The sequence below is a fragment of the Paractinoplanes tereljensis genome, from assembly GCF_016862435.1.
In the GTDB taxonomy this organism is placed as follows: Bacteria; Actinomycetota; Actinomycetes; order Mycobacteriales; family Micromonosporaceae; genus Actinoplanes; species Actinoplanes tereljensis.
This window is the reverse complement of record NZ_BOMY01000008.1, coordinates 180,263-204,517: the sequence shown is the minus strand read 5'-3', so window position 1 is coordinate 204,517 and position 24,255 is coordinate 180,263. Positions and strand designations below refer to the sequence as shown.

Sequence of the window (24,255 nt, the reverse complement as noted above, 5' to 3'; positions counted from 1 at the left end):
CTACGCCTGGAAGAATCGGTTGCTGGGCCGCCCGCTTTACCCGCGCGTCAGTTGCCCTTGGGTTGCCAACAGGGCGGCGCGCTCCGCGTACAGGTCGTGGCCGTGGTGCCGGCGGACGTACTCCGGTCCCCGCGCCGCCTGGCTGACCAGCGCCTGGCGGTTCCCGTGCAGCGCCCGGACCGCCTCCGGCACCTCGTCCGGCTCGCAGTACACGGCCGCGTCGCCGAACGTGGCCGCGTACCGGGAGGGGAGCAGCACCACGCAGCCGGCCGCGAGCGCGGCGAGCAGGTCGGGGTCGGGGTCGGCCGGCGCCTCCGGCCGGGGCAGGTGCAGGTAGAAGTCGACCTGGTAGAGGAAGTTGCGCACGCTGACCTCGGCGCGGTCGTAGACCAGCCAGGCGCGCGGGGCGCCGAACCGGCCGAACGCCCGCCCGGCGGTGCCGTCGTCGTCGAGCAGCCGCAGGTCGACCCGGGCCGAGTCGGGCAGCTCGTCCCGCAGGCGTTGCCACTCGGCCCGGCCGCCCCGGCAGCGACGACCCACCACCGGCCGGTCGGCGCGGGGGCCCCGGCGGTCCAGCCGCCAGCGGGCGGCGTCCACCGTTCCGGGCAGGTCGACGGTGGTGAGCAGGTCCCCGGGGGCACCCGCGGCCAGCGGGTCCTCGGCGAGCGCGGCGGTGAGCAGCCGGCGGCCGTCGGGGCCGGCCGGCGCCCAGAGCGGGCGGCGACCGAACAGCCGGCGACCGGCGGCGGCGGCCGAGCGGGAGATGGTGGCCGACTCGATCACCACGCACTGGGCGCGGATGCCGCCGGGCAGGTCGGGGGCGTGCTGCAGGACCCGGGCCGACCGGGCCACCACCAGCCGGGTGCGGACGTCGTCGGTGAGCTCGACCTGGGTCAGATCACCGCTGTTGATCAGGTCCTGGACGACCGGGTCGAGGTTCTGCGGCCCGGTGCGCAGGTTGGCCAGCTCGTCCAGGTGCAGCAGGGCGCCGCGCAGGCCGCGCTTGGTCAGCGCGCGCAGCTGCCCGATCCCGGCCGTGCCGGCACCCCCGGCGGTGGTCCAGTCGCCGGCCAGCAGCACGTCGTAGGCGCGGGCGCCGGTCTCGCCGCGGATCCGGCGCGGGGCCGCGAACGCTCGTGGTTCCCGGGGCGCGGCGGTTCCGGCCTTGATCCGGGTGTGCCAGGCCTGGAACGCGGAGAGGTAGGAGCGGCGGGCCGGGTGCATCCAGCCGACCCGGTAGTCGGCGCTGGAGAGGGAGTCGTTGCTCAGCCGGATCAGCGCCAGCGGTGGGCCGCCGAGATGCTGGGTGGCGGCCCGGCCGAAGACGGCGCGGGCCCGCTCGACGTACTCGGCGTCGGCGCCCTTGCGGACCGGATCGAGGTAGCCGACCTGGTCCAGCGCCGCCTGCCGGCGGAACATCAAGGACGAGAGGTTGTACGACCGGGTCGGCTCGACACCGGGCCGGGTGAGCAGCAGATCCGGGGTGGCCCGCATGCCGGTCGAGGTGGTGGAGAACACCGCCTCGTCGGCGAGCAACGGCGCCACCTGCTTCTCCAGCCGCGTCGGGTGCGACCAGTCGTCGGAGTCCTGGAACGTCACGAAGTCGCCGGTGGCGGCGTCGAGACCGGCGTTGCGGGCCACGTAGGTGCCGCCGTTGGTGACCATCCGGATCACCCGGATCCGCGGGTCGATCGCGCCGGCCGCCCGCAGCACCGGGTCGAACTCGTGCGGCGACCCGTCGTCGATCACCAGGATCTCGTGGTTGGTCCAGGTCTGCCCGACCAGCGAGCGGACCGCGGTGAGCAGCGCCTGGTCGGGCCGCCAGCTGGTGACGATGGTGGTGATCCGGCGGGCGTGCCCGGTGCGCTGGGCCGCTCCGGTGACCAGGCGGTCGAAGGCCTCGCCCGGTCCGTCGCCGACCCGGACCCAGGGGTGCGGCAGCAGGGCGGCGAAGCCGTCGGCCCAGCCGGTGCCGCTGCCGCCGGTGTGCGGGTTGGCCAGGTCGAGGGTGACCGCGGTGCGGATCGTCTCGGCGACGTGCGGGTACTCGTCGAGCAGCGCGGTGGCCAGGCTGCGATCGCCGGCCACGCAGGCGAGCTGGACGTGCAGGCCCTGGTGCTCGGCCGCGATGGTGCCGGCCCGGCGCAGCCGGGCCAGGATGGCCAGGGCGCCGGCCTGGTCGTCCGGGCGCAGGTCCTGCAACGCCATCACCCGGGCCAGCTCACCGGCAAGCCACGGATCGGCCGAGCTGCTCTCGCCCGAGGCCAGCGCCTCGGCCGAGGGCGCCCCGGCCACCCGGGCGAGGGGTCCGCGAGCAGCCACCGAGCGGGCCTGCAGGGCCGCGACGGCGAGCGGATCCGGTCCGGATCTCATCGGCGTTCTCCTTCCATCCGCAGTTCTTAACGAGCCAACGCGTCAGGTGAATTGTCCGTATCGCCCGCTTAGTTCCGGTCGTTTGAACCACCGTGACCTTGTACGACGTCGCCATCTTGTCCGATTTGCGGTATCCAGGGGGCAATTCGGCGAGCATCGTCGCCGAGGTACGCGCCCAGGCCGCCGCCGGACTGTCCACGGTGCTCATCCACGTGCCGTCGCCGCACCTGCGGCACGCCCGCCCGTTCCAGTCCCGGATCGTCGAGTGCCTGCGGGACGGCCTCGCCGACCTGGCCCACGACGACGGCACCGAGGTGGCCGCCCGGGTGCTGCTGATCCGTCAGCCCCGGATCTTCACCGACGAGCCGGCGGTGGTGCCGAAGGTCAAGGCCGGGCACACCATCGTGGTGCTCAACCAGCCACCCGGCGACGAGTCGCACGACCAGCGCTACTACGTCTTCGACGAGGTGCGGGCGCGGGTCACCCGGCTGTTCGGCGACGGCATCGTCTGGGCCCCGATCAGTCCACAGGTGCGCGACAACGTGCAGCGGGTGGCGCCCCGCGCGCCGCTCCCGGACACCGACTGGCACGAGATCATCGACATCGACGACTGGGCCGCCGCGGTCCGGACGCCCGGCGACGTCCCGGTCATCGGCCGGCACGGCCGGCCGGACGAGGTGAAATGGCCGCGCGAGGCGGGTGAGCTGCTGCAGGCCTACCCGGACTCGGCCGAGGTCAAGGTCCGGATCCTGGGCGGCGGCGAGATCGGGGTACGCCGTCTCGGCCACCAACCGCAGAACTGGGACGTCGTGGAGTTCGGCGCCGAGTCACCGCAGGACTTCCTGGCCGGGCTGGACTTCTTCGTCTACTTCCACGATCCGGACTGGACCGAGGCGTTCGGCCGCACCATCCTCGAGGCGATGGCCAGTGGGGTACCGGTCATCGTCGGCCCGCACTTCCGGTCCATCTTCGGCGACGCCGCCCTCTACACCGACCCGGCCGGGGTGCGTGACCTGGTGCGCCGGCTGCACGCCGACCGGGCCGCCTACCAGGCCCAGGTCGAACGAGCCCGGCGCTACGTCACCGAGCAGTTCGGCAGCGCCTCGCACATCGCCCGGCTCGCCTCGCTCGGCGTGATGCCCCGACCAGGTCGCCGCCGCACCCGCCCACCCGTGCGCCCGTCCCGGCCGAACCGCCGGGTGCTGCTGGTCGGCGACGACGTGGCCCGGTTCCGGGCCATCGCCCGGCGGCTGCCGGCCGGCCTCGAGGCGGTCGTGGTGGCCGGATCGGCCGGCCTGGCCGGCGCGCACGCGGCCGGCCTGCTCACCGAATACCTTCCCGGCGCGACCGAGCTGGGTGCCCCGCCGGCCCGCTGGAACGACTTCGCCCGCGACCGCCTCGGCCACCTGGTCGAGCTGTACCGGCCGCGGGCCGTGCTGGTCGGCGGCCTGCCGCAGGACGGGATCGTGGCCGCCGTCGAGGAGCATCCGCTGCCGCGCTGGCTGTGGCTGCGCCCGGCGATGTGGCGGCGCGGCACCGGCGGCGAGTGGGCGGCCCGGGGCGCGGTCTTCGGCGGCATCCTCGAGCCGGGCGAGTTCGCCGCGGGCGGCGACGAGGGCTGGACCACCACCGCCCGGTCCGGGGTCTCCACCGTGGACCCGATCACCGGCCTGCCCGACCGGCTGGTTCGCCGGGACGGCGACGACACCCTGCTCTGCCGGGGCGTGGACGCCGCACTGCCCGGCTTCCGGGCGATCGAGGCCGGGCCGGCCGAGCTGGGCGAGGTCACGGTGGCGGTGTCCCGGGCCGACTACATGAACTTCCACGAGCTGATCGGTGCCCGGGTGCCGACCGTCTTCGTGCCCGACCCGGACGCCTGCGACGACGAGCTGGCCCGGGCCCGGTTCGCGGCGGCGGCCGGGGTCGCGCTCTACGCCACCGACGACGAGACGGCCGCGACCGCGCTGGAGGAGCTCGCCGACCCGGCGGTGCGGACCGCGCTGACCCGCCGCTGCGCCGAACTGGCCTTCGGCAATGGAGCTGAGGACGCCGCGAACTGGCTCGCGGCGCACTGCCGGGAGGTGAATCGTGCGGGACACCGATGATCTGGCCCTGGCCCGCTGGGAGGTGGCCACCCTGACCGGGCGGCTGCGCTCGGTCGAGGCGGAACGGGACGCGGCCGTCCACGACCGGGACCGCACCCAGGACCTGCTGGCCGAGCTACGACTCAGCCGCGCCTATCGGATCGGCCGGGCGCTGGTCGACCTGACCGACGACCCGATCGGTACGGCCCGGCGCCTCCTGCGACGCCGGCCCGGCCATCCGGCCCGCCGTAAGGTCGTCACCGGACCGGTGCCGGCCCGGGTCTACGTGGCCGTCGGGCTCGACCGGGAGGCCTCGCACGCCCTGGTCCGGGCGCTGCGGCAGCGGATCGTGGTGGACGGCGACCACCGTCCGGTGGTGGTCACCGACCAGCCGGCGCTGCGCGGCCTGCAGGTGCCCGGCGTGGTCCTGGAGTACCTGCCCGACCCGATCACCTGGTCCCGGCACGAACCCGGCGACTGGGAGGCGCTGCTGGCCGGCCGGGTGGCCCAGCTCTGCCAGGACCACCAAGCGGCCCGCACCGTCGTCGTCGACCCGCGTGATCCGCCCACCCTGGCCACGCTCCTCGAGCCGTCGCGTTACTGAGCCGATCGTGGGCTCGTTGCCCTCTTCGTGACGTCCGTGCTGGAAGCCGAGGCCCCCCGGGTCGCGATGCGTTTTGTCGTCGAGGGGCCGCCGGTCGGTGCGCTCTGGCGGCGGGCGATGCTGCGAGCGGCCCTCGCCCCGCTCGTGGTGCTCGGGCCGCTGGTGGCGATGGCGCCGACCGCCGACCACCGGTTCAACATCTACTGGCACGGTGGCCTGTTCCGGGACAACCCGCTGCGGATCGTGCCGCACACGCTCGACTCGATGCCGAGCTATCTGCGGATGGGTAACTTCCGGCCGCTCGGGCGGATGGTGGAGAAAACCCTCGACCTGATCGCGTACGTCCTCGGCGACGTCCTGGGGATTCCCGGCAACATCGCGTTCCGGCTGGTCTCGTTCGTGGCCGCGGCGCTGCTCGGGGTGGTCGCGATGCTGCTCGCGGAGAGCATCGTGGCCCGGGGCCGGATGTTCCGGCGGCCACCGTCCACGCTGGCCGCGGTGGTGCCGTTCGCGGTGGCCGGCGGCCTGGTCGCGGCCGGCCGGGCCAGCCCGGTGGTGTTGTTCGCCGGGCTGTACCTCACCTCGGCCGCCCTGGTGCTGGCCGTCCCGGCGATGCTGTGCCGGATCCACCCGCAGCGGCCGATCCGGCTCTGGTGGATCCTCCCGCTGATCGTCGCGGGCGCCGCGCTGGCCTCCTTCAACGAGGTCGCCTACCTGTCGTTGCCGCTGGCCACCGTCGCGGTGCCGGCGCGCGGCCGGTGGGTGCTCGAGCTGACCGGCCACAAGCTCTGGCTCGCCGCCCCGATGCGGGTGCTCGGGCTGCTCTGGCTCGGTTTTCTGCCGGTCTTCCTGACCGTCCGGGCGATCATCAACCACTACTGCTCGATCCGGGACTGCTACACCGGCTCGGACGTCGCGGCCGGGCCCGAGGTGTTCGCGGCCCTGCCGAGCCGGGCGCTGGGCTGGTTCCCGCCGCTGATGTGGCCGGACGCCACCGTCGGGGGCGGTCATCGGCCGTGGCTGGCCGGCGTGGTGCTTGTCGCCGCCGCGCTCGCGCTCGGCGCCCTGGCGTTCTCGGCGATCCGCGACCTGCGCCGGCTGTCCGTCGTGGACCGGCCGGCCGGCGCGGTGCTGCTGCTGGTCGCGGCGACCGCGGTGCTGCTCGGCGCCACCATGGGCGCGCTGAACGGGGAGATCCAGCGGGTGGCCACGAAGGGCGACTGGGGGATGGGCTGGCGGGACTCGGCCGTCACCATGCCGGCCGGCGCGCTGCTGCTCGCGGCGCTCGGGCACCTGATCCGGCCCGGCCGCCGGGTGCTGATCGCGACGCTGATCCTGCTGTTCGCGGCGAGCGCCACCGTCTCGGCCACCGCCAACAAGCGGTTCCGGGACGCCGTGATGGCCAGCCCGGCCGCCCGGCTCGACGACCGGATCGCCCAGTCGATGGCCGACTTCGACCCGACGCCCGCGGGGCAGGCCCGGCGCTGCGCGCTGCGCGCCGAGTTCTTCGCGATGTTCGCCGACGCGCCGTTCTCCCGGTACCGGTTCGACCAGTCGTTCGACGTCGCCGCCGAGCAGCGGGCCGGGGTTCAGTTCTGCCCGCACCCACCGACCGCACCGAGAGGAAAATAATGAGGCGGCTCCGGAACATCACCCCTCGCCAGGCCATTCTGCTGGCCGGCGCGTCCATCCTCGGCGCGGCCATCGGCGGCAGCGCGCTCACCGGTCACCTCGGGCTGGCGCTGGCCGTGCTCGGGGCGGTGCTGGCCGCGCTCGCCGCCGGGCTGGTGCTGGTGCTGCACCGGCTGGGCACGCTCGGCCGCGAGCAGCGCAAATCCCAGCGTGAGCAGCGGGCGGTGCTCGACCAGACGCAGCGCCGGGTGCTCGGTGCGGTCGAGCAGATGCTGCTCACCGCGGGCGATCGCCACCGGGAACTGACCGAGCTGCTCGCCACCCAGCAGAAGGCGGCGGCGAACGGCACCGACCGGCTGCTGCGGGCGCAGACCGGCGAGGTGGAGGCGCTGGTGCAGCTGTTCCAGGGCTTCTCGCCGCGGGCGCCGATGCCGTCCTCGGGCGGGTTCGCGCTCAACCCCACCGACCTGCTGGACCTGTTGCACCTGATTCACACCCGGCAGCCGCGCCTGGTGCTGGAGCTGGGCAGCGGGACCTCGACGGTATGGATCGCGTACGCCCTGGAGCGGGCCGGCGGCCGGCTCGTCTCGCTCGACCACGACCCGGGTTACGCCGAGAAGACCCGGATCGCGCTGGCCGCGCACGGCCTGGCCGAGGTGGCCGAGGTGCGCGACGCCCCGCTGCGCCCGGTCGTCGTCGACGGCCGCACCTTCCCCTGGTACGACGTCGAGTCGGTGGCCGACCTGCGCGAGGTGGACCTGCTGCTGATCGACGGGCCGCCGGAGAAGACCGGCAAGGACGCCCGGTACCCGGCGATGCGGGTGCTCGAGGACCGGCTGGCCGACACGGCCACGGTGATCTTCGACGACGCCCACCGGCAGGACGAGGCCGAGGCGTTGCGCAAGTGGGTGGAAACGATCGAGGGCCTCACCGAGGAAGGTGAGGCCCGGGGGCGGCACGCCGTGTTGTCGTACCGCCGGATCGTTCGCCAGCTGACGCCGGCCGAATAAAAGGCTCAGTAACCGAAGTCCTGGGTGTAGTACGGGGTGCCGTTGGCGGCGTAGACCGCGCCGACGCCGACCCGGGCCGACTTGCAGTTGAGGATGTTGGCGCGGTGGCCCGGGCTGTTCATCCAGCCCTTGACGACCTCGGCGGCGCTGCGGTAGCCGTACGCGATGTTCTCGGCCGACGGCTTCGAGTAACCGGCGGTCTTGATCCGGTAGTCGAAGGTCGAGCTGCCCCGGCCGGTGTGGCTGAAGCTGCCGGTCTGGGCCATGTACGCGCTGTGCGCCCGGGCCGCGGTGAGCAGGTGACCGTCGACCGTGAGCGGCTTGCAGCCGTGCGACGCGCGCTCGGCGTTGATCAGGGTGTTGATGCCGTTCTGAAGGTTGACCACGCTGGTCGGCGCGGCCTGGGCCGGTGCGGCAGCGAGCAGGACCATGCCGAGCAGGGTGGCGGGGATCATCGAGATCAGGGCCAGACGCTTGGTGATGGAGCGCATCGAGTGGAACTGCCTTTCGCCGTGTTGGCCCGGCTGCACCGCCGGGTTCAATGAGATGTTCGGCCTGGCATCCGGGCCGCTGATGCCTTGACGGTTGCCTTGCCGGGGCGCCTGAGTTGCCGCCCGGTTGACGGTTGCCGTCACGGTGCGTACCGGTTTCTCGTTGGGTTTCAGGGACACTGCGCCGACCTGAGGGAGACCAGAAAGTGCCCGAGACCGTCTACGACGTGGCGATCCTGTCGGACTTCCGGTATCCCGGCGGCACCTCGGCCAGCATCGCCGCCGAGGTGCAGGCGCAGGCCGAGGCCGCGCTCTCCACCGTTCTCGTGCACGTACCGTCACCGCATCAGCCCCGCGCGCTGCCGTTCAGCCCGCGGATCAGTGAGCTGCTCCGCGACGGCGTGGCCACCCTGGCCCGGGACGACGAGCCGGTGCGCTGCAAGCTCCTGCTGGTGCGCCAGCCACGGATCTTCACCGCGGACCTGGCCACGCTGCCCCGGATTACCGCCGAGCGGACGGTCATGGTGATCAACCAGGCGCCCGGCGACGTCGGCAACCCGTTCCGGTACTACGACTTCGCCGCGGTCCGCGACCGGGTGCACCGCTACTTCGGCGACGACGTGGAGTGGGCGCCGATCAGCTCCCAGGTCCGCGACCAGGTGCGCCAGGTGGTCCCGGACGCCCGGCTGGCGCCCGCCGACTGGCACGAGATCATCGACGTGGCGCACTGGTGGCGGGACCGGGACGGTTTCGTCGGAGAGGTTCCGGTGATCGGCCGGCACGGCCGCGGCGACCCGGTGAAGTGGCCGCTCGACCCGGAGGAGATCCGGCAGGCCTACCCGGAGGGCGACGACACCCGGGTGCGGATCCTCGGCGGCGGCGAGATCGCCGTGCAGCGGCTCGGGACCAAGCCGGAGAACTGGGACGTGATCCGGTTCGGGGCCGAGGAACCCGAGGAGTTCCTGCGCACTATCGACGTCTTTGTCTACTTCCACGACCCCGATCTGGTCGAGGCGTTCGGCCGGACCATCCTCGAGGCGATGGCCAGCGGCGTCCCGGTGATCATCGGTGAGCACTTCCGGCCGACGTTCGACGACGCCGCGCTCTACGGCACCCCGGCCGACGTGCGGCGCCTGGTCACCGAGCTCTACCGGAACCCGGCGCGCTACCGCGAGGTGGTCAGCCGGGCCCGTGAGTTCGCCGAGCACCGGTACGGCCATCAGTCGCACCTCGCCCGGCTGGCCGACTTCGGCATCCGCTCCCGGCTCGCCCCGACGAAAACCGTCAAGGCCGGACAGAAAGCCGAGACGAAGCGGGTCCTGATGGTCAGCGACAATGGCGCCGGAATGGGACATCTGTCCCGGCTGATGGCGATCGCCCGCCGGCTGCCCGACGAGGTGGACACGGTCATCGCCACCCAGTCGTACGCCGCCTCGGTCGCCCACCAGGAGGGCTTCCTCACCGAGTACATCCCGTCCCGGAAGGTGCTGGACGCGGCCAAGCCGCGCTGGACCGCCATCCTGCGCGCCCGCCTCGAGCACCTGATCGAGCTGCACGAGCCGTCCGTGGTGGCGGTCGACTGCCTGCCGCACCCCGGCATCGTCGAGACGGTCCGCGAACACCCGGAGCTGACCTGGGTCTGGGTGCGCCGGGCGATGTGGCAGCGCGGCGTCGGCGCCGACTGGATCACCGAGGGCAAGGTCTTCGACCACGTGCTGGAGCCCGGCGAGTTCGCGGCGATCGCCGACGAGGGGCCGACGGTCGCCGACCGGGCCCGCGCGTTCCAGGTCGAGCCGATCAGCTTCCTGGACGAGAGCGAACTGCTCGATCGGGACGCCGCGAAGAGCGAGCTGGACCTCGACGACCGGCCGGCCGTGCTGCTGCAGCTCGGCGCCGGGAACATCAACGACATCTCGTCGCCGATCGCCCGGATCTGCCGGCACCTGACCGGCCACGGCTTCCAGCTGGTGCTGGCCGAGTCGACGATCGCGACCCGGCCGATGCCCAAGGTGCCGGGGGCCAAGGTGGTCCGGCTCTACCCGGTCAGCCGCTACCTGCGGGCCTTCGATCTCGCGATCAGCGCGACCGGTTACAACTCGTTCCACGAGCAGATCGCCTTCGCGATCCCCACGGTGTTCCTGCCGAACACCTCGACCCGGCTCGACGACCAGGTCGGGCGGGCCCGCTTCGCGGCCGCCACCGGGGTCGCGCTCGTGGTCGAGGACCCGGCCTCGGGGGAGTTGGAACAGGTGCTGGACCAGGCGGTACGGCCGGAGGTGCGAGCCGGGCTGGCCCACCGCTGCCGGGAACTGAGCTTCGGAAACGGTGGCGCCGCGGCGGCGAAGTGGCTGAGCGAGCTGCCGTCGAACACGTGGAGGATGGCGTGAAGGTGACCTTGGACGCCCCCGAGCGGGCCCGCTGGGAGCTGGCCGCGATGGCCGGCCGGCTGCGCTCGCTCGAGGTGCGGCTGGCCGAGGAACAGGCGAACGGCGAGGAGATGCGGCGCGAGCGCGACCGCGAGCGCCGCCGCCTGGAACGGCTGCGGCACAGCGAGTCGTACCGGCTCGGGTTCGGGCTGGTCTCGCTGGTCAAGGATCCGGTGCACACGGTGCCCCGGATCGGCCGGGCGGTGCTGCGCCGGTTGCGCGGTCGCCGGCCGGCCGGCGACGCGGAGGTCCGCCGGGCCCCGGCCGCCGCCCAGCGCCCGCCCGCCCACCTGTACGTGGCGATCGGGCTGGACATCGCGGCGGTGCGCGAGTTCGTGCTGACCCTTCAGCAGCGGCTGCTGGTCAGCCCGGACCACCGGCCGGTGGTGGTGACCGACTGCCCGTCCTTCGCGCTGCTGCGCGACCTGGGCGTGCTGCTGGAGTACCTGCCGGACCGGGACACCTGGGAGAAGCACCGCCCGGACCGGCCCTGGGACGACGTGCTCGCCGCGCGGCTGTCCCGCCTCTACCGCGACCACGACACGGCCCGGACCATCATCGTGGACCGGGCCGCGCCGCCGACCCTGGCCGACCTACTGCGGTAGTTGAGCACCCAGCAGCGGGGCCAGGGCGGCGGAGTACGTCGTGGTCATGTGGTTGGAGTCGCGGTAGACGAGCAGGTTGCCGACCACCGGCGGGCACACGTCGGTGCAGAACCAGGTGATCGGGTTGATCACCGTGGTGCGCGGTCGTCCGGCGTACGCCAGGAAGACCTCGCGTTGCTCCGGGCCGCGCAGCGCCGAACGCAGGCTGCGGGTGCAGTTGCCGGCGTGGCCGGCGTTGGCCGGTTCGGCCAGGCATTCCGGCACCGGCCCGCCCATGTACGGGGTGTCGGCGATTGCCGACACCCGGGCCCCACGCGCCTCCAGCTGGGCGAACGTGCGGTCCCAGGCCGCCCGCCACTGGCCCGCCACGTCCGTCGCCGGTACCGCCGGCCGATAGTTGAAGCTCGACCCGATCACCACCCGGGCCGGCTTCAGCCGGCCGATCCGGGCCAGCGCCGACCGGTGGAAGGCCAGGCACTCGGTGTACGCGCGTTTCAGCGTGTCGTGCCAGACCGCCAGGTCGGCGGCCGTGCAGGAGCTCTTGGTGAGCTCGACGAGCCGCCAGTGCCGCGCGATGGCCAGCTTCTCCATGGCCGGGAACCACTGGGCCGCGTGCGAATCGCCGTAGAGCACGACCGTCTCGCGGCCGTTCGGGTCGCCGAAGACGCACCCCTCGGGCGCGGTGGTGACCGGGGTGTCGGCGTGGCAGCCGATGTCCCAGACCCGCGGCCGGTCCCGCGCCGCCTTGGTCAGCTTCGGCGTGAGGTTGGCCGGCAGCGCGCCCATCTTCCGGCTCGCGTCGATGGTGCGAGCCAGCTCGGCCGCCGGGTCGGCGGCCGACGCGAGGGTCGCGCGCAGGTCGGCCCGGCGACCGCCGGCCTCCACATCGTGCGGCAGGAAGGCGAGCAGCAGCGCGACCGCGGCCACCGCCGCGGAGAACCCGGCGCCCTGCCACATTGGCCAGCGCCGGTGTCGCAGCGGGTTCTCCACGAGCCGGTAGGTGATCCAGGCCAGGCCGAGCGCACCCACGGCGAGCAGCGCCTTCTGCCACCAGACCGAGGTTGGGACGATGAGCAGGACCGGCCAGTGCCACAGGTACCAGCCGTAGGACAGCCGCCCGATCGCCTGCATCGGCGCGAGGCCGAGCAGCCGGCCGGCCCCGGAGCTGGCCGCCGCGATCATCGCGACGGCGCCGGCCACCGGCAGAAGAGCAAGCCATCCGGGGTACGCGGTGGAATCGTCGAAGATGACGGCGGCGGTCAGGATCGCCGCCAGGCCGGCCCAGCCGAGCAGCGGATGCCGGGGAATCCGGCCGGCCGCCAGCGCCAGCAGCGCGCCCGCACCGAGTTCCCAGGCCCGGGTGTGCGGCCCGAAGTATGCCCACGGCGCGGAGCGGGCAGTCTCGGTCACGCTGAGCGTGAACGAGACGACCACCACCACGGCCAGGACCGCCACCAGCGGCCGCCGGCGCTTCCAGAGGTACGCGCTGAGCAGGATCAGCAACGGCCAGACCAGGTAGAACTGTTCCTCGACGGCGAGTGACCAGAAGTGCTGGAACGGCGACGGCGACTGGTCGGCCCGCAGGTAATCGGTGCCGGCCTCGGCGAACCGCAGGTTGGCGACGTACCCGGCGGCGGCCAGCGCGTCCTTGCAGAACTCGCCGAGCCGGGTCAGCGGCAGGAACAGCCGGGCCGCGACAAGCGTCGTGATCAGCACCACGGCGGCGGCCGGCAGCAGCCGCATGGCCCGGCGGGCGTAGAACCGCGGCACCGAGATCCGGCCGGTCTGCTCGGCCTCGCGCAGCAGCAGCGAGGTGATCAGGAAACCGGAGATGACGAAGAAGACGTCGACGCCCACGTAACCGCCGGACAGGAACGGGACGCCGGTGTGGGCGGCCACCACCAGGAGCACCGCGATCGCGCGGAGGCCCTCGATGTCGGGGCGGAACGAGCGGCCCGGCAGGACCGAGGCGGGCAGCGAGTCGCGCTGTCCCGGGAGCGGATGGGGCCGCGTATCAAGGGCTGTGTAGCGCACCTGATCCCAACGCCCGCGAGGGCGGCCAGGACGCGTGTGTCGCAACTTCGGCCTCGTCGCGGTCGTTGCTCATTTGTGACCGCCGAGATCGTGCACGTCCCGCCGCCCCGCGCGGAGGCCGATCCGTCGGCGCTGTCCACGCCGGTTCTTCAGTCGGCCGACCGGCCCTGGCGGGCGCTGCTGCTGCGCTGCGTCCTGGTGCCGCTTATCGTGCTGGCCCCGCTGATCACCCTGACCCCGTCGGCCGACCACCGGTTCAACCTGTATGCCAACGGCGGCCTTTACGGCGGCAAGCCCTGGCTGCTGGTGCAGAACGCGTTCACGACCGTGCCGATGTTCCTCGACCTGGGCAACTTCCGGCCGCTCGGCCGGATCGTCGAGTGGTCCCTGGACGTGGTCGTCTTCGCGCTCACCGCGCTGTTCGGCCTGCCGGTCAACATCGGACTGCGGCTGGTCTCGTCGGTCTCGGCGATCCTGCTGACCATCGCGGCCGTGGTCTTCGCGGTGGCCGTGGTCTCCCGCCGCGACCGGATGTTCGCCGCGCCGCCGCCCGCCCAGGTGGCGTTGCTGCCGTTCGCGGTCGGGGCCGGGCTGGTCGCGGCCGGCTGGGCCAGCACGACCGTGCTGTTCGGCGCGCTCTACCTGGCCACCAGCGCGCTGGTGCTGGCCGTCGCGGCCTGGGCCTGCCGCAGCCGCCGGCCCGGTCTGCTGGTGCTGCTGGCCGGGGCCGGGATCGCGGCGTTCAACGAGCTTGCCGTGCTGGCCGTGCCGCTGGCCACCGCGGCGGTGCTGATCCGCAACCGGGTGGTGCTCGGGCGGCCGCCGTTCCGGGGGCCGTCGGCGAAGTTCCTGGTGCTGCTCTGGGCCGGCTTCCTGCCGGTGTTCGTGCCCGTGCGGGTGCTCGTCTACCTGCGCTGCGCCGACGGCGGCTGCTACACCGGGTCCGATCTGGCGCTGGCCGGGGCACCCGCCGGACTGCCCGGCCGGATGGTCTCCTGGCTGCCGCCGCTGATGTGGGAACGGGCCGCGCACGGCTTCCCGCGGGTGCTGGCCGCGATCCCACTGCTCGCGCTCGTCGCCCTGGCGGTGCTGGCCTGGCGGACCGTCCGGGACCTGCGGCGGCTGCCGACCTTGGACCGGCGCCAGGCGTACGGCATCGGGGCCGTTGCCGTTGTGCTGTTGATCCTGGGGTCTTCGATCGCCGCGCTGAACGCGGCCGTGCAGCGGTTCGAACCCGGCCTGGGCTGGCGGGACAGCGGGCTCACCACGGTCGCCGGCAGCCTCCTCCTGCTCGTCTTCTGGCGGCGTTATCTGGTGGTGGTGCTGGCCGTTCTGGTGCTGGCCGGGACGGTTTCGACGGCGGCCAACAAGGACTTCCGGGATCGGGCCGCCCGCGGGCCGTGGCCCTATCTGCACAACCGGATCGCGCAGGAGGTCGCCGACTTCGACCCCACGCCGGCCGGCAACCTCCGGCGCTGCGCGCTCCGCGACACGTTCATCCAGACCTCGGCGCACAACAACCGGGGTGTCAGTCAGCGAGAAGTGAGGCGCTTCGACGTGAGTGTCAACCGGGCCACGGTCCTGCTGGCCGGCCGCCCCTTCTGCGTGACGGCAGCCCGATGAGCGCGCTGGTGTCGGTGGTCGCGCCGATCTTCAACGAGGGACCGGGCGTCGAACGGTTCGTGCGGCGGCTCACCGAGGTGCTCGGCGAGGCCGGCCTGCGCTACGAGCTCGTCCTGGTCGACGACGGCTCCTCGGACGACTCCTGGGACCGGATCGTGCAGCAGGCGCTTGTCGACGATCGGGTCCGCGGCATCCAGCTGTCCCGTAACTTCGGCAAGGAACCGGCCGTCCTGGCCGGACTCGAGCACGCGGCCGGCGACGCGGTCGTGGTCATCGACTCCGACCTGCAGCACCCGCCGTCGGCCATCCCGGCCATGGTGCAGCGCTGGCGGGACGGCGCGCACGTGGTCGAGGCGGTCAAACGCAACCGCACCGGCCAGGGCGTGATCGGCCGGCTCGGCGGCAAGCTGTTCAACCGGGCGTTCACCGGCCTCACCAAGGTCGACCTGGTCAACGCGACCGACTTCCGGCTGCTCAGCCGCCCGGCGCTGGACGCGCTGCTGAAGATGCCCGAGCACTCGTCGTTCTTCCGCGGCACCAGCAGCTGGATCGGCTTCCGCCGGACCACCGTCGAGGTCGACATCGACCACCGGGAGGGCGGCGCGTCCCGCTGGACGTTCCGCTCGCTGTTCCGGCTCGCGGTCAACGGGCTCACCTCGTTCACCTCGGCGCCGCTGCACCTGGTCACCCTGGTCGGCTTGGCGTTCGCCGGGTTCTCGCTGCTGCTCGGGGTGCAGACGCTGGTGCGCTGGTTGCGCGGCGGCTCGGTGGCCGGTTTCCCCACGGTCATCCTGCTGCTGCTGGTGATGGGGACGTTCATCCTGCTGGGATTGGGCGTGATCGGCGAATACCTGGCCCGCGTCCACGAGGAGGTCCGCGGCCGGCCGCGCTACCTGGTGCAGGAGAAGTCGGCGCAGGCGGCGGCGACGCCGGTGCCCGAGCAGATGGTGGTCTCGCAGCGTGCCGACCACTGACCTGGGCCGGCTGTTCCGCTACGCGATAAGCGGCGGCGCCAGCGCGGCCACCCACTTCGGCGTCGGCCTGCTGCTGACCTCGGCCGGCGTGCGCCCGGTGCTGGCGTCCACGGCCGGCTTCGTGGCCAGCATCGCCGTCTCCTACGCGCTGCAGCACGCCTGGGTGTTCCGCTCCGCTGCCGGCCACGCCGTAGCCGGAAGCCGATTTCTGACCGTGACGGCGGCGGCTTTCCTGCTCAACACCGCGGTGCTGTGGATCGGCACGGAGCTGCTACACGCCCCCTTCGCGCTGGTCCAGGCGCTGGCGCTGGTAGCCATCCCAATCCTGAACTACACGCTCAACTCACGCTGGACCTTCGCCGCGGGCGCCCGGCCCGGCCCCCCGCGCCAGTCCTAGCCACCCTCCGGACCAGGGCTCGGCATCGAGAAGGGCAAATCTCTTTCGGTACGCGTGGGCTCAGTCCCGTGGCACTCGGTCCCGGCCGGCGCAACTCACCCTCCGCGCGCCCGCTGCGGCCGGGCCCGCCCCAACCCCTCAACCCGCCCGGCCGCCCGGCCGCCCGGCCGCCCGGCCGCTGGCAGCTGGCAGCTGGCAGCTGGCAGAAGAGCATGACATGACGCCCATGTCCGATTCCGGCAGCTCGGCCAGGCGCGATCTTGCGGACTTACCGTGAGGACCGAACTGCAAGTCCGCAAGATCTGCGACGCCGGGCGCTAAGGCATGGCATCGGCCCGCCACCGTGCGACCACCGTGCATCACCGGCACGTGCCGCGACGCTCGCGCAACCGCGCCCCACGGCGTTCCCCCGCGGGTACTTTGCTCTGCTCACCTATACGCGCTGCTCTGCTCACCTTGGGTAGGCGCGCCCTGAGGGTTGGTGCGATCTTGCGGAGTTCCTGTTCGCCGCGAGCAGTAGGTCTTCAAGGTCTGCCTGCTGGAGCGGGCGGGGCAGACCCGGACGCAGAACCGGTCCGCACGGTAGTGGCAAAGCCGTGCAAAACGCCCTGTTGCCTGGGGTGTCTCACCTGGCGCTTACCCGAGGTGAGCAGAGCAGCGCGTATAGGTGAGCAGAGCAAAGTGTCGGACAGGCTGGTGTTTGTCTCTGGTCGGCGGGTGAGCGCCGTGGGCGGGGTGGGTTGAGGTCTTGGGTCGGGCCCGCCCGTGGCGGGCGCGCGGAGGTCGAGTTGCACCGGCCGGGACCGAGTGCCACGGGACTGGGCCGGGGCGTACGGAAAGGATCTGATCTTTCTGGGCCTCCGTTTCGCGGAAGCCTGGGCTGGGGTCCCGTCCTTTCTGGAATGGCGGGACCCCGAGCCGGAAAGAGCTAGAGGCGGTGCGCCTCGCGGGCGGTGGTTACGCCTCGGGTGTCGAAGAAGCGCTTTGCTACGCCGGCCAGGTGGTCGGCGTCGTACTCGCGGTGGTGCTGTACCAGGATCACCAGGTCGGCTGAGGCGGCCGCGCCCTCCAGGTCGTCGGTGCGGGCCACCTCTACGTCGCCTACCTTCCAGGTGGCCACGTGCGGGTCGTGGTAGAGCACCGTGGCGCCCAGTGAGGCCAGGTGGCGGGCCAGCGGGGTGGCGGGAGACTCGCGCTGGTCGGCGATGTTCGCCTTGTAAGTAACGCCCAGCAGCAGGATGGTGGCGCCGTGCACCGCCTGGCCGTCGGTGTTCAGCAGGTTCTGGGCGCGCCGGGCTACGTAGCCGGGCATCGTCGCGTTGATCTCCTGGGCCAGCTCTACGAAGCGGAACGGATAGCCGAGCTTGCTGCGGACGTTGTGCGAAAGGTAGTTCGGGTCGATCGGGATGCAATGGCCGCCCACCCCGGGGCCGGGGTAGAACGCCTGGAAGCCGAACGGCTTGGTCGAGGCCGCCTTGATCACGTCCCACAGGTCGATGTCCAGCTCGTGGCAGAACCGGGCCATCTCGTTGACCAGCGCGATGTTCACGTGCCGGTAGGTGTTCTCGAGCAGCTTCGCGGTCTCCGCCTCGCGGGTGCCCTTGGTGCGCACCACGGTGTCGACGAACCTGCCGTAGAACGCGGCCACCCGGTCGGTGCAGTCGGGGGTGTAGCCGCCGACCACCTTGGGGGTGTTCCGGGGGCCGAACTTCTCGTTGCCGGGGTCGATCCGCTCCGGCGAGAAGGCCAGCTGGAAGTCGATGCCGGCGGTCAGTCCGGAGAGCTTCTCGAGCAGCGGCCGGACCACCTCGTCGGTGGTGCCGGGGTAGGTGGTCGACTCGAGTACGACAAGCATGCCGGGGCGCAGGTTGCGGCCGATCGCCTCGGTGGCGCCGACGACGGCGCGCAGGTCGGGGCCGTCGCCCTCGGCCAGCGGGGTGGGCACGCAGATCACCGCGGTGTCGGCCCGCGCGATCAGGGTCTCGTCGGTGGTGGTGTGGAAGCCGCCGGCCAGCATCTCGGTGACGTCGGCGTCGCTGAGGTCGTCCACGTGCGACTTCCCGGCGGTGAGGGAGTCGACGACGCGCGCGTTGACGTCGAAGCCGAGCACGGTCATGCCGGCCCGGGTGGCCTGCTGGGCGAGCGGTAGCCCGACGTACCCGAGTCCGAGCACAGCAACATCGTAAGTCATGAAATTTCCCCCTCTTTGGGGCCGGCGCTGGCCGGCTTTGGGTCGTGGGACCCGTCAGGCGACGGACGAGTCGGATGCGGAGGACGGCTGCGACGGCAGCGCGATGTCCGGGGCCAGCTGCGGGCGCTGGCGAGCGACGATCGGCGTACGCGGCAGCTCGAACCGAGTGAGCCGCGGCGTCATCAGTTCGTACGGCGACGGGAACGGCAGATAGGCCGGCAGGAACTCGGCCAGGAGCGCGGCCTGCTCGGCGGCGGTCGCGGCCGTCGAGTCGGTGTCGTTGAGGCAGAACGCGTCCAGGTGCCGGTCGTGCAGCACCCGGGCCAGCCGCATCGGCGTCCCCGAGTCGGCCAGGTCGGCGTACATGTACTTGATCTCGCCGGGGGCCGCGCGCCCGGTCAGATAGCTGTAGTACTGCTGCAGCGACGACAGCAGCGAGACGTCCTCCGGATGCCGGAACTGGTGCTCGGCCGTCGCCGTCACGTGCTCGGCGAAGCGCAGCTCGATCTCGGCCAGCACGCTGCGCCGGGACGGGTGCGGGGTGTGCTTCATCTTGCGGGTCAGCACCCGGCCGAACGCCTGCTGGATCAGCCGCCGGTTGTTCTTCCCGGCCGAGTTGGCCGGTGGGTCGTCGTCCCGCCGCGGCGCCGAGTCGACAAGCGCCGTCGACGGGAAGAACCGGGTCAGCCCGCCCGGCGTGAAGAACATCTCCGGCGCCACCGGCCGGGCCAGGAAGACGTCGTCGTTCAGGTAGAGGAAGTGCTCGGCCAGCCCCGGGATCCGGTGCAGCCGCGACTCGATGGCCTGCGAGTTGAAGGTCGGCAGCAGTCCGGTCTCGCCGAAGATCTCCCGGTGGCTCACCACGGTCAGGTCCGGCCGCGAGGTGTCCAGCCAGACCGGCACCTGGTCGTCGGTGACCAGGAAGATGTGCCGCACCCAGGGCGCGAACGCGTGCAGCGCGCGCAGCGAGTAGCGCAACTCGTCCCGGGACGCGTACCGCGAGTCGTTGGTGGCCAGCCCGCTCACCTCGGCGACCCAGCCGTTCTCGGACATCGCCCGGGCCTTGCGTTCCCGCCAGGCCGGGTCGCCGCCGTCCACCCAGGTGTAGACCACGTCGATCGGGAACGCGACCCGGTCCGGGCTGACCATCGTGAAGATCTCGCGGGTGCGGTAGCAGGCCGGGTCGTCCGGCGCGCTGAACGAGCCGAACACCGGCTCGCCGGCGTCCACGACCGGTTCGTCGGCCGGCACCACGTCGGACACCGGGTTGCTGCGCGGTCCGACCAGGTTGCCGTTCACGCTGCGCCAGAACTCGATCTCGCAGCCGTACTCCGGGCCGAACACCAGGGTCCCGCGTGGATCGGTCACCGGGCGGCTCAACCGCAGCACGGTCGCCGTCCGTCGCCCGCGCCGGCCGTTCCGGCCTGGCGGCCGAACGATCTCCAACAGCCCGGCGTCACTCGCGCTCAGCGTTTCGAGCAGGGCGATCACCCGGTCCCGGTCCTCTTCCGGTACGGCCACCGCAGACCCGGTCACCGCATCGACCGGGATCCGGAACCAGTCGACACCGGCGGTTTCCAGCGCGGTGACGACTCGGTCGAGGTTCTCCCGGCGTACGCCCGAAGGGGTTGCCCGGTCCGTGACCCGCGCGGCCACCCGGACCCGCCGCGGGCCTCCGGTCAGCGGAACTACCCGCCGGGCCGTGGCCAGGCGTCGGTCGGCCGGGACATAGCGCAGCAGCTTGTGTTGCATGCCGGCCAGCACCCGCCGCCGGACCGGCCAGGGCGTGTGTCGCAGGATCCGCCGTATCGGCACGCCGTCGTCCTTCCGCCCGCCGTATCGGTCACTGACCCTCAACGGCAGCCCTCGACTCGAAGTTGCGGTCGTATGTGACGCCTGATAACGCCGGTATACGCCATTTACCCGATGAGGTAGGACAAAACGGACGAGAGCGACCCCTACGGGTGTGCTTCAGGGATGCGGCCGATAGGCAAGGCTTGACCCGCGGGGGCATCGTGGAGGTCGACGCACTTTCTGGTTTTTGGAGGACCTGATGGGCAAGGCTCTCGCATACCTGCTCGCGGTGATCGGTGCGGTGGTTGTGGTCGGCTGGGTGCTGCACGCGATCATCGGCCCGCTGTTCTACCTGGCTCTGATCGGGCTTGCCGTGGTCGGCGGCGTTTATCTGTACGGCAAGGCCAAGAAGTCGCTCGCTCCCGGCACCCGCACTCAGCGGCGGATCGAGGCAGCGCAGAAGACGTACCGCATGCGCAACCGGTGAGCTTCCACGCGGGCGGCTAGGCTTGGCGGCATCGTCTCTCTTCTGACCATCGGGGAAGTCGCACCGTGTTTGACACTTTGAGTGACCGCCTGTCCGGAATCTTCACCAAGCTTCGCGGCAAGGGCAAGCTCACCGATGCCGACATCGACGCCACCGCACGCGAGATCCGTCTCGCGCTGCTGGAGGCGGACGTCGCGCTGCCCGTGGTCAAGTCCTTCATCTTCAACCTGAAGGAACGCGCCCGCGGCGCCGAGGTCTCCCAGGCACTCAACCCGGCCCAGCAGATCATCAAGATCGTCCACGAGGAGCTCGTCACCATCCTCGGTGGCGAGGGCCGGCGTCTCCAGTTCGCCAAGACGCCGCCTACCGTGATCATGCTGGCCGGCCTGCAGGGTTCCGGTAAGACGACGCTGGCCGGCAAGCTGTCCCGCTGGCTGAAGGCCCAGGGGCACCAGCCGCTGCTGGTCGCGGCCGACCTCCAGCGCCCCAACGCGGTCAACCAGCTGCAGGTCCTCGCGGGCCGGGCCGGCGTCGACGTCTACGCCCCGCAGCCCGGCAACGGGGTCGGCGACCCGGTGCAGGTCGCGAAGGACTCGATCGAGCACGCCAAGCGCACGGCCAAAGACATCGTCATCGTCGACACCGCCGGCCGCCTCGGCATCGACGCCGACATGATGCAGCAGGCCCGCGACATCCGCGACGCGGTCGACCCCGACGAGGTCATCTTCGTCATCGACGCGATGGTCGGCCAGGACGCGGTGCAGACCGCCGAGGCCTTCCGCGACGGCGTCGGCATCACCGGCGTGGTCCTCTCCAAGCTCGACGGCGACGCCCGCGGTGGTGCCGCGCTGTCCGTCCGGCACGTCACCGGCGAGCCGATCCTGTTCGCGTCCACCGGCGAGAAGCTCGAAGACTTCGACCTCTTCCACCCCGACCGGATGGCCAGCCGCATCCTCGGCATGGGCGACGTGCTGACCCTCATCGAGCAGGCCGAGCTGGCCTTCGACGAGGACCAGAAAGAGAAGATGACCTCCAAGCTGCTCGGTGGCGAGCAGTTCACCCTGGAGGACTTCCTCGACCAGCTGATCGCCGTGCGGAAGATGGGCCCGATCGCCAACATCCTCGGCATGATGCCCGGCATGGGCCAGATGAAGGCCCAGCTGGACGACCTGGATGACTCCCACTTCGACCGGGTCACCGCGATCATCCGCTCGATGACCCCGGGCGAGCGCTCCAACCCGAAGATCCTCAACGGCTCCCGCCGGGCCCGCATCGCGAACGGCTCGGGCGTCACGGTGATGGACGTCAACCAGCTGCTGAACCGCTTCGCCGACGCGCAGAAGATGATGAAGCAGATGACCGGCATGATGGGCCTGCCCGGCGCGCGGCGGAAGGCCACCAAGAGCCCGAAGAACAAGCGCAAGGGCACGAAGGGCGGCTCGTCCCGCCCGCGCGTGGGCGGCGGCACCATGCCTCCCGGCTTCCCCGGTGGCATGCCCCAGCTTCCCCCGGGCCTGGACCCGAACGCCCTGGGTGGTGCGGGCGGCGCAGGCGGTTTCAAGCTCCCCAACATCGACTTCAACAAGCTGATGAAGCCCCAAAAGGACGACGACGACAAGAAGTGAGCGGGGTGGCGGAGGTAGTCATGGGTAAGGTAGTCTGGTGACATCCCCTGAGGAGGTCCCGATGACTGCGGCCCTTAAGCTGCCGAGCCTGCTGGATGAAAAGCAGGACTGGACCGTCGACGACCTGGCGAGCCTTCCAAAGGATCTTCGTTATGAGTTGATCGATGGAAGGCTCATCTTGCCGTCCCCCACAATGTTTCATCAGGATGTCTGCGTTCAGCTGAGCAATATGCTCAGCCTGAATTGTCCACCGGGTCATCGGGCCGTGATCGACGTGTCGCTGGCGATCGATCGGCGCAATGAACCCCGGCCCGACGTGGTCGTGCGGCGAATGGCACGGGGCTTGCGCAGCCCCGTGCCGATCGAGGGCGCATTGCTCGTCGTTGAGGTCGTCTCGCCGACCTCTCAGGCTCGTGATGCGCGCGCCAAAGCCAAGGTCTACGCGGCTGCGGGAGTCCCAAGCTACTGGGTCGTCGATCCCACGGCCGGCGGGGATGTCCTGCTTACCGAGTTCCGTATCGGCGACGACGGTCGGTACGAGAGAGTCACCAGCACAAGCAAGGTCTTCACAACCGACGTGCCCTACCCGGTGACCGTCGACCTACCGGCGCTTACCGAGCTTCGCGCGGAATACGACCACGCAGAACCCGATTGGTGATCGGGCCGGTGCGGCTGACTCTCGACGATGTCGCGGACTACCCCGAGGACTTCTACTACGAGCTGCTGGACGGCGAGGTCGTTCCCATTCCGATGACTCGCGATCGTGACGCGATACATACCGCCGACCATCCATACAGGTAGGCCGGTGATCGGGTAGGACTTATCCATGGCGTTTCATGTGCGTGGGGCGGTCCTGCCTGCGGGTGAGGTTCGGGATCTTTGGCTTGTGGGGGATCGGGTCACGTTTGAGCGCGTGGCTGGGGCTGAGACCCTCAGCGACGGTGGGTTTGTCGTGCCGGGGCTTGTTGATGCGCACTGTCACCTCGGGATTGCCTATGGGGCCAAGCCGATCACCAGCGTTGAGCAGGCTCGGGAGCTTGCCATCACCGATCGGGACGCCGGGGTGCTGGCGCTTCGGGACGCGGGGTCGCCCTTTCCCTACCCGGAGCTGGACGACGAGGTGGAGATTCCGCGGCTGGCCCGGGCCGGGCGGCATGTGGCGCCTCCGCGGCGCTATCTGCGGGACATCGGGATCGAGGTCGCGGCTGAGGACGTCGCCGCCACCGTTACCGCTCAGGCCAAAGCCGGCACCGGGTGGGTCAAGCTCGTGGGGGACTGGATCGACCGCGGGGTCGGCGATCTCGCACCCTCCTGGGACGCCGCGACCATGACCGCCGCTGTTGAGGCCGCTCATGCCGCCGGCGCTCGGGCCGCTGTGCACACCTTCTCCGAGGAGGGGGTGGAGATCATGGTCAAGGCCGGGGTCGACTCCGTCGAGCACGGGACGGGACTGTCGCTGGAGCTCATCGACGAGATGGCTCGGCGGGGGACCGCGCTGGTGCCCACGATGATCAACATTCGGACCTTCGGGAGCATCGCTGATCAGGCCCGGGAGAAGTTCTCGGGGTACGCCGATCACATGATCGCGCTGCGGGACCGGTTCCCGGAGGTCGTCAAGGCGGCGCATGACGCGGGCGTGCCGATCTACATCGGGACCGACGCCGGCGGTGGGATTCGGCACGGGCTGGCGGCCGAGGAGATGCTGATCATGGAGGAGGCCGGGATTCCGGCGGCCGACATCATCGCGTCCGCCTCCTGGAAAGCTCGCGAGTGGCTCGGCTTTCCGGGGCTGGTCGAGGGTGGCCTCGCGGACCTGGTGGTCTACGAGGCCGACCCGCGCGTCGACCTGCGGGTGGTGCGGGCCCCGCAGCGGATCGTGCTGCGGGGGCGGGTCATCAAGTAAGT

At 71.6% G+C, this 24,255-nt stretch carries 18 protein-coding genes; 13 read left to right on the top strand and 5 right to left on the bottom strand.

Features of this window, described 5'->3' with window-relative positions; genetic code table 11:
• Positions 1 to 36 precede the first annotated feature (36 nt).
• Positions 37 to 2,373, bottom strand: coding sequence for a glycosyltransferase family A protein (locus tag Ate02nite_RS06580; RefSeq protein WP_203800516.1), 2,337 nt, complete (start codon positions 2,371 to 2,373; stop codon positions 37 to 39).
• 125 nt (positions 2,374 to 2,498) lie between these two features.
• Here Ate02nite_RS06580 and Ate02nite_RS06575 point away from each other — a divergent pair, with 125 nt between their 5' ends.
• Genes Ate02nite_RS06575 through Ate02nite_RS06560 form a run of 4 tightly spaced genes read left to right on the top strand, consistent with a single transcriptional unit; the run spans position 2,499 to position 7,703 of the window.
• Positions 2,499 to 4,478, top strand: a complete 1,980-nt coding sequence (locus Ate02nite_RS06575) for a glycosyltransferase (RefSeq protein WP_239147166.1) — start codon at positions 2,499 to 2,501, stop codon at positions 4,476 to 4,478.
• Complete coding sequence (locus Ate02nite_RS06570; RefSeq protein WP_239147165.1) at positions 4,462 to 5,061, top strand: hypothetical protein; 600 nt, start codon at positions 4,462 to 4,464, stop codon at positions 5,059 to 5,061. Before Ate02nite_RS06575 ends, Ate02nite_RS06570 begins: the two co-directional genes overlap by 17 nt.
• 27 nt (positions 5,062 to 5,088) lie before the next feature.
• Positions 5,089 to 6,693 (top strand): hypothetical protein, encoded by a 1,605-nt coding sequence (locus tag Ate02nite_RS06565; protein WP_203800513.1) that lies wholly within the window; start codon positions 5,089 to 5,091, stop codon positions 6,691 to 6,693.
• Positions 6,693 to 7,703, top strand: a complete 1,011-nt coding sequence (locus Ate02nite_RS06560; protein ID WP_203800512.1) for a class I SAM-dependent methyltransferase — start codon at positions 6,693 to 6,695, stop codon at positions 7,701 to 7,703. Before Ate02nite_RS06565 ends, Ate02nite_RS06560 begins: the two co-directional genes overlap by 1 nt.
• A gap of 5 nt (positions 7,704 to 7,708) precedes the next feature.
• Here Ate02nite_RS06560 and Ate02nite_RS06555 read toward each other — a convergent pair whose 3' ends face one another.
• Positions 7,709 to 8,194, bottom strand: coding sequence for a CAP domain-containing protein (locus tag Ate02nite_RS06555; RefSeq protein WP_203800511.1), 486 nt, complete (start codon positions 8,192 to 8,194; stop codon positions 7,709 to 7,711).
• Between the two features lie 206 nt (positions 8,195 to 8,400).
• Here Ate02nite_RS06555 and Ate02nite_RS06550 point away from each other — a divergent pair, with 206 nt between their 5' ends.
• Positions 8,401 to 10,581 (top strand): glycosyltransferase, encoded by a 2,181-nt coding sequence (locus Ate02nite_RS06550; protein ID WP_203800509.1) that lies wholly within the window; start codon positions 8,401 to 8,403, stop codon positions 10,579 to 10,581.
• Positions 10,578 to 11,225 (top strand): hypothetical protein, encoded by a 648-nt coding sequence (locus Ate02nite_RS06545; RefSeq protein ID WP_239147164.1) that lies wholly within the window; start codon positions 10,578 to 10,580, stop codon positions 11,223 to 11,225. The genes Ate02nite_RS06550 and Ate02nite_RS06545 overlap by 4 nt, the downstream gene beginning before the upstream one ends.
• On the opposite strand, the gene Ate02nite_RS06540 is transcribed toward Ate02nite_RS06545, so the two are convergent.
• Entirely contained in the window at positions 11,214 to 13,259 is a 2,046-nt protein-coding gene (locus Ate02nite_RS06540) for an acyltransferase family protein (RefSeq protein ID WP_203800505.1), read from the bottom strand. The two genes, Ate02nite_RS06545 and Ate02nite_RS06540, sit on opposite strands and share 12 nt — an antisense overlap.
• 75 nt (positions 13,260 to 13,334) lie before the next feature.
• On the opposite strand from Ate02nite_RS06540, the gene Ate02nite_RS06535 reads away from it, so the two are divergent.
• The 3 genes from Ate02nite_RS06535 to Ate02nite_RS06525 are packed head-to-tail and all read left to right on the top strand — an operon-like array spanning position 13,335 to position 16,253.
• Positions 13,335 to 14,882: a hypothetical protein gene (locus tag Ate02nite_RS06535; protein WP_203800502.1), complete on the top strand. Its 1,548-nt coding sequence runs from the start codon at positions 13,335 to 13,337 to the stop codon at positions 14,880 to 14,882.
• Entirely contained in the window at positions 14,879 to 15,856 is a 978-nt protein-coding gene (locus tag Ate02nite_RS06530; protein ID WP_203800499.1) for a glycosyltransferase family 2 protein, read from the top strand. The genes Ate02nite_RS06535 and Ate02nite_RS06530 overlap by 4 nt, the downstream gene beginning before the upstream one ends.
• A complete protein-coding gene (locus Ate02nite_RS06525) occupies positions 15,843 to 16,253 on the top strand; it encodes a GtrA family protein (RefSeq protein ID WP_239147163.1) in 411 nt (136 codons plus the stop codon). The genes Ate02nite_RS06530 and Ate02nite_RS06525 overlap by 14 nt, the downstream gene beginning before the upstream one ends.
• Positions 16,254 to 17,181: 928 nt before the next feature.
• On the opposite strand, the gene Ate02nite_RS06520 is transcribed toward Ate02nite_RS06525, so the two are convergent.
• The gene (locus Ate02nite_RS06520; RefSeq protein ID WP_203800496.1) at positions 17,182 to 18,444 is read right to left on the bottom strand and encodes a nucleotide sugar dehydrogenase; all 1,263 of its coding nucleotides are present in this window, start codon (positions 18,442 to 18,444) and stop codon (positions 17,182 to 17,184) included.
• Positions 18,445 to 18,498: 54 nt separating this feature from the next.
• On the bottom strand, positions 18,499 to 20,259 hold the full coding sequence (locus tag Ate02nite_RS06515; protein ID WP_203800489.1) for a stealth family protein: 1,761 nt from the start codon (positions 20,257 to 20,259) through the stop codon (positions 18,499 to 18,501).
• A gap of 238 nt (positions 20,260 to 20,497) precedes the next feature.
• On the opposite strand from Ate02nite_RS06515, the gene Ate02nite_RS06510 reads away from it, so the two are divergent.
• The 4 genes from Ate02nite_RS06510 to Ate02nite_RS06495 all read left to right on the top strand — a co-directional run bounded on the left by Ate02nite_RS06510 (position 20,498) and on the right by Ate02nite_RS06495 (position 24,253).
• Entirely contained in the window at positions 20,498 to 20,725 is a 228-nt protein-coding gene (locus tag Ate02nite_RS06510; RefSeq protein WP_203800488.1) for a hypothetical protein, read from the top strand.
• Between the two features lie 65 nt (positions 20,726 to 20,790).
• Positions 20,791 to 22,350, top strand: a complete 1,560-nt coding sequence (gene ffh / locus Ate02nite_RS06505) for a signal recognition particle protein (protein WP_203800486.1) — start codon at positions 20,791 to 20,793, stop codon at positions 22,348 to 22,350.
• Positions 22,351 to 22,411: 61 nt separating this feature from the next.
• The gene (locus tag Ate02nite_RS06500) at positions 22,412 to 23,008 is read left to right on the top strand and encodes a Uma2 family endonuclease (protein WP_203800484.1); all 597 of its coding nucleotides are present in this window, start codon (positions 22,412 to 22,414) and stop codon (positions 23,006 to 23,008) included.
• 168 nt (positions 23,009 to 23,176) lie between these two features.
• The gene (locus Ate02nite_RS06495) at positions 23,177 to 24,253 is read left to right on the top strand and encodes an amidohydrolase family protein (RefSeq protein WP_203800482.1); all 1,077 of its coding nucleotides are present in this window, start codon (positions 23,177 to 23,179) and stop codon (positions 24,251 to 24,253) included.
• Positions 24,254 to 24,255: the final 2 nt, after the last annotated feature.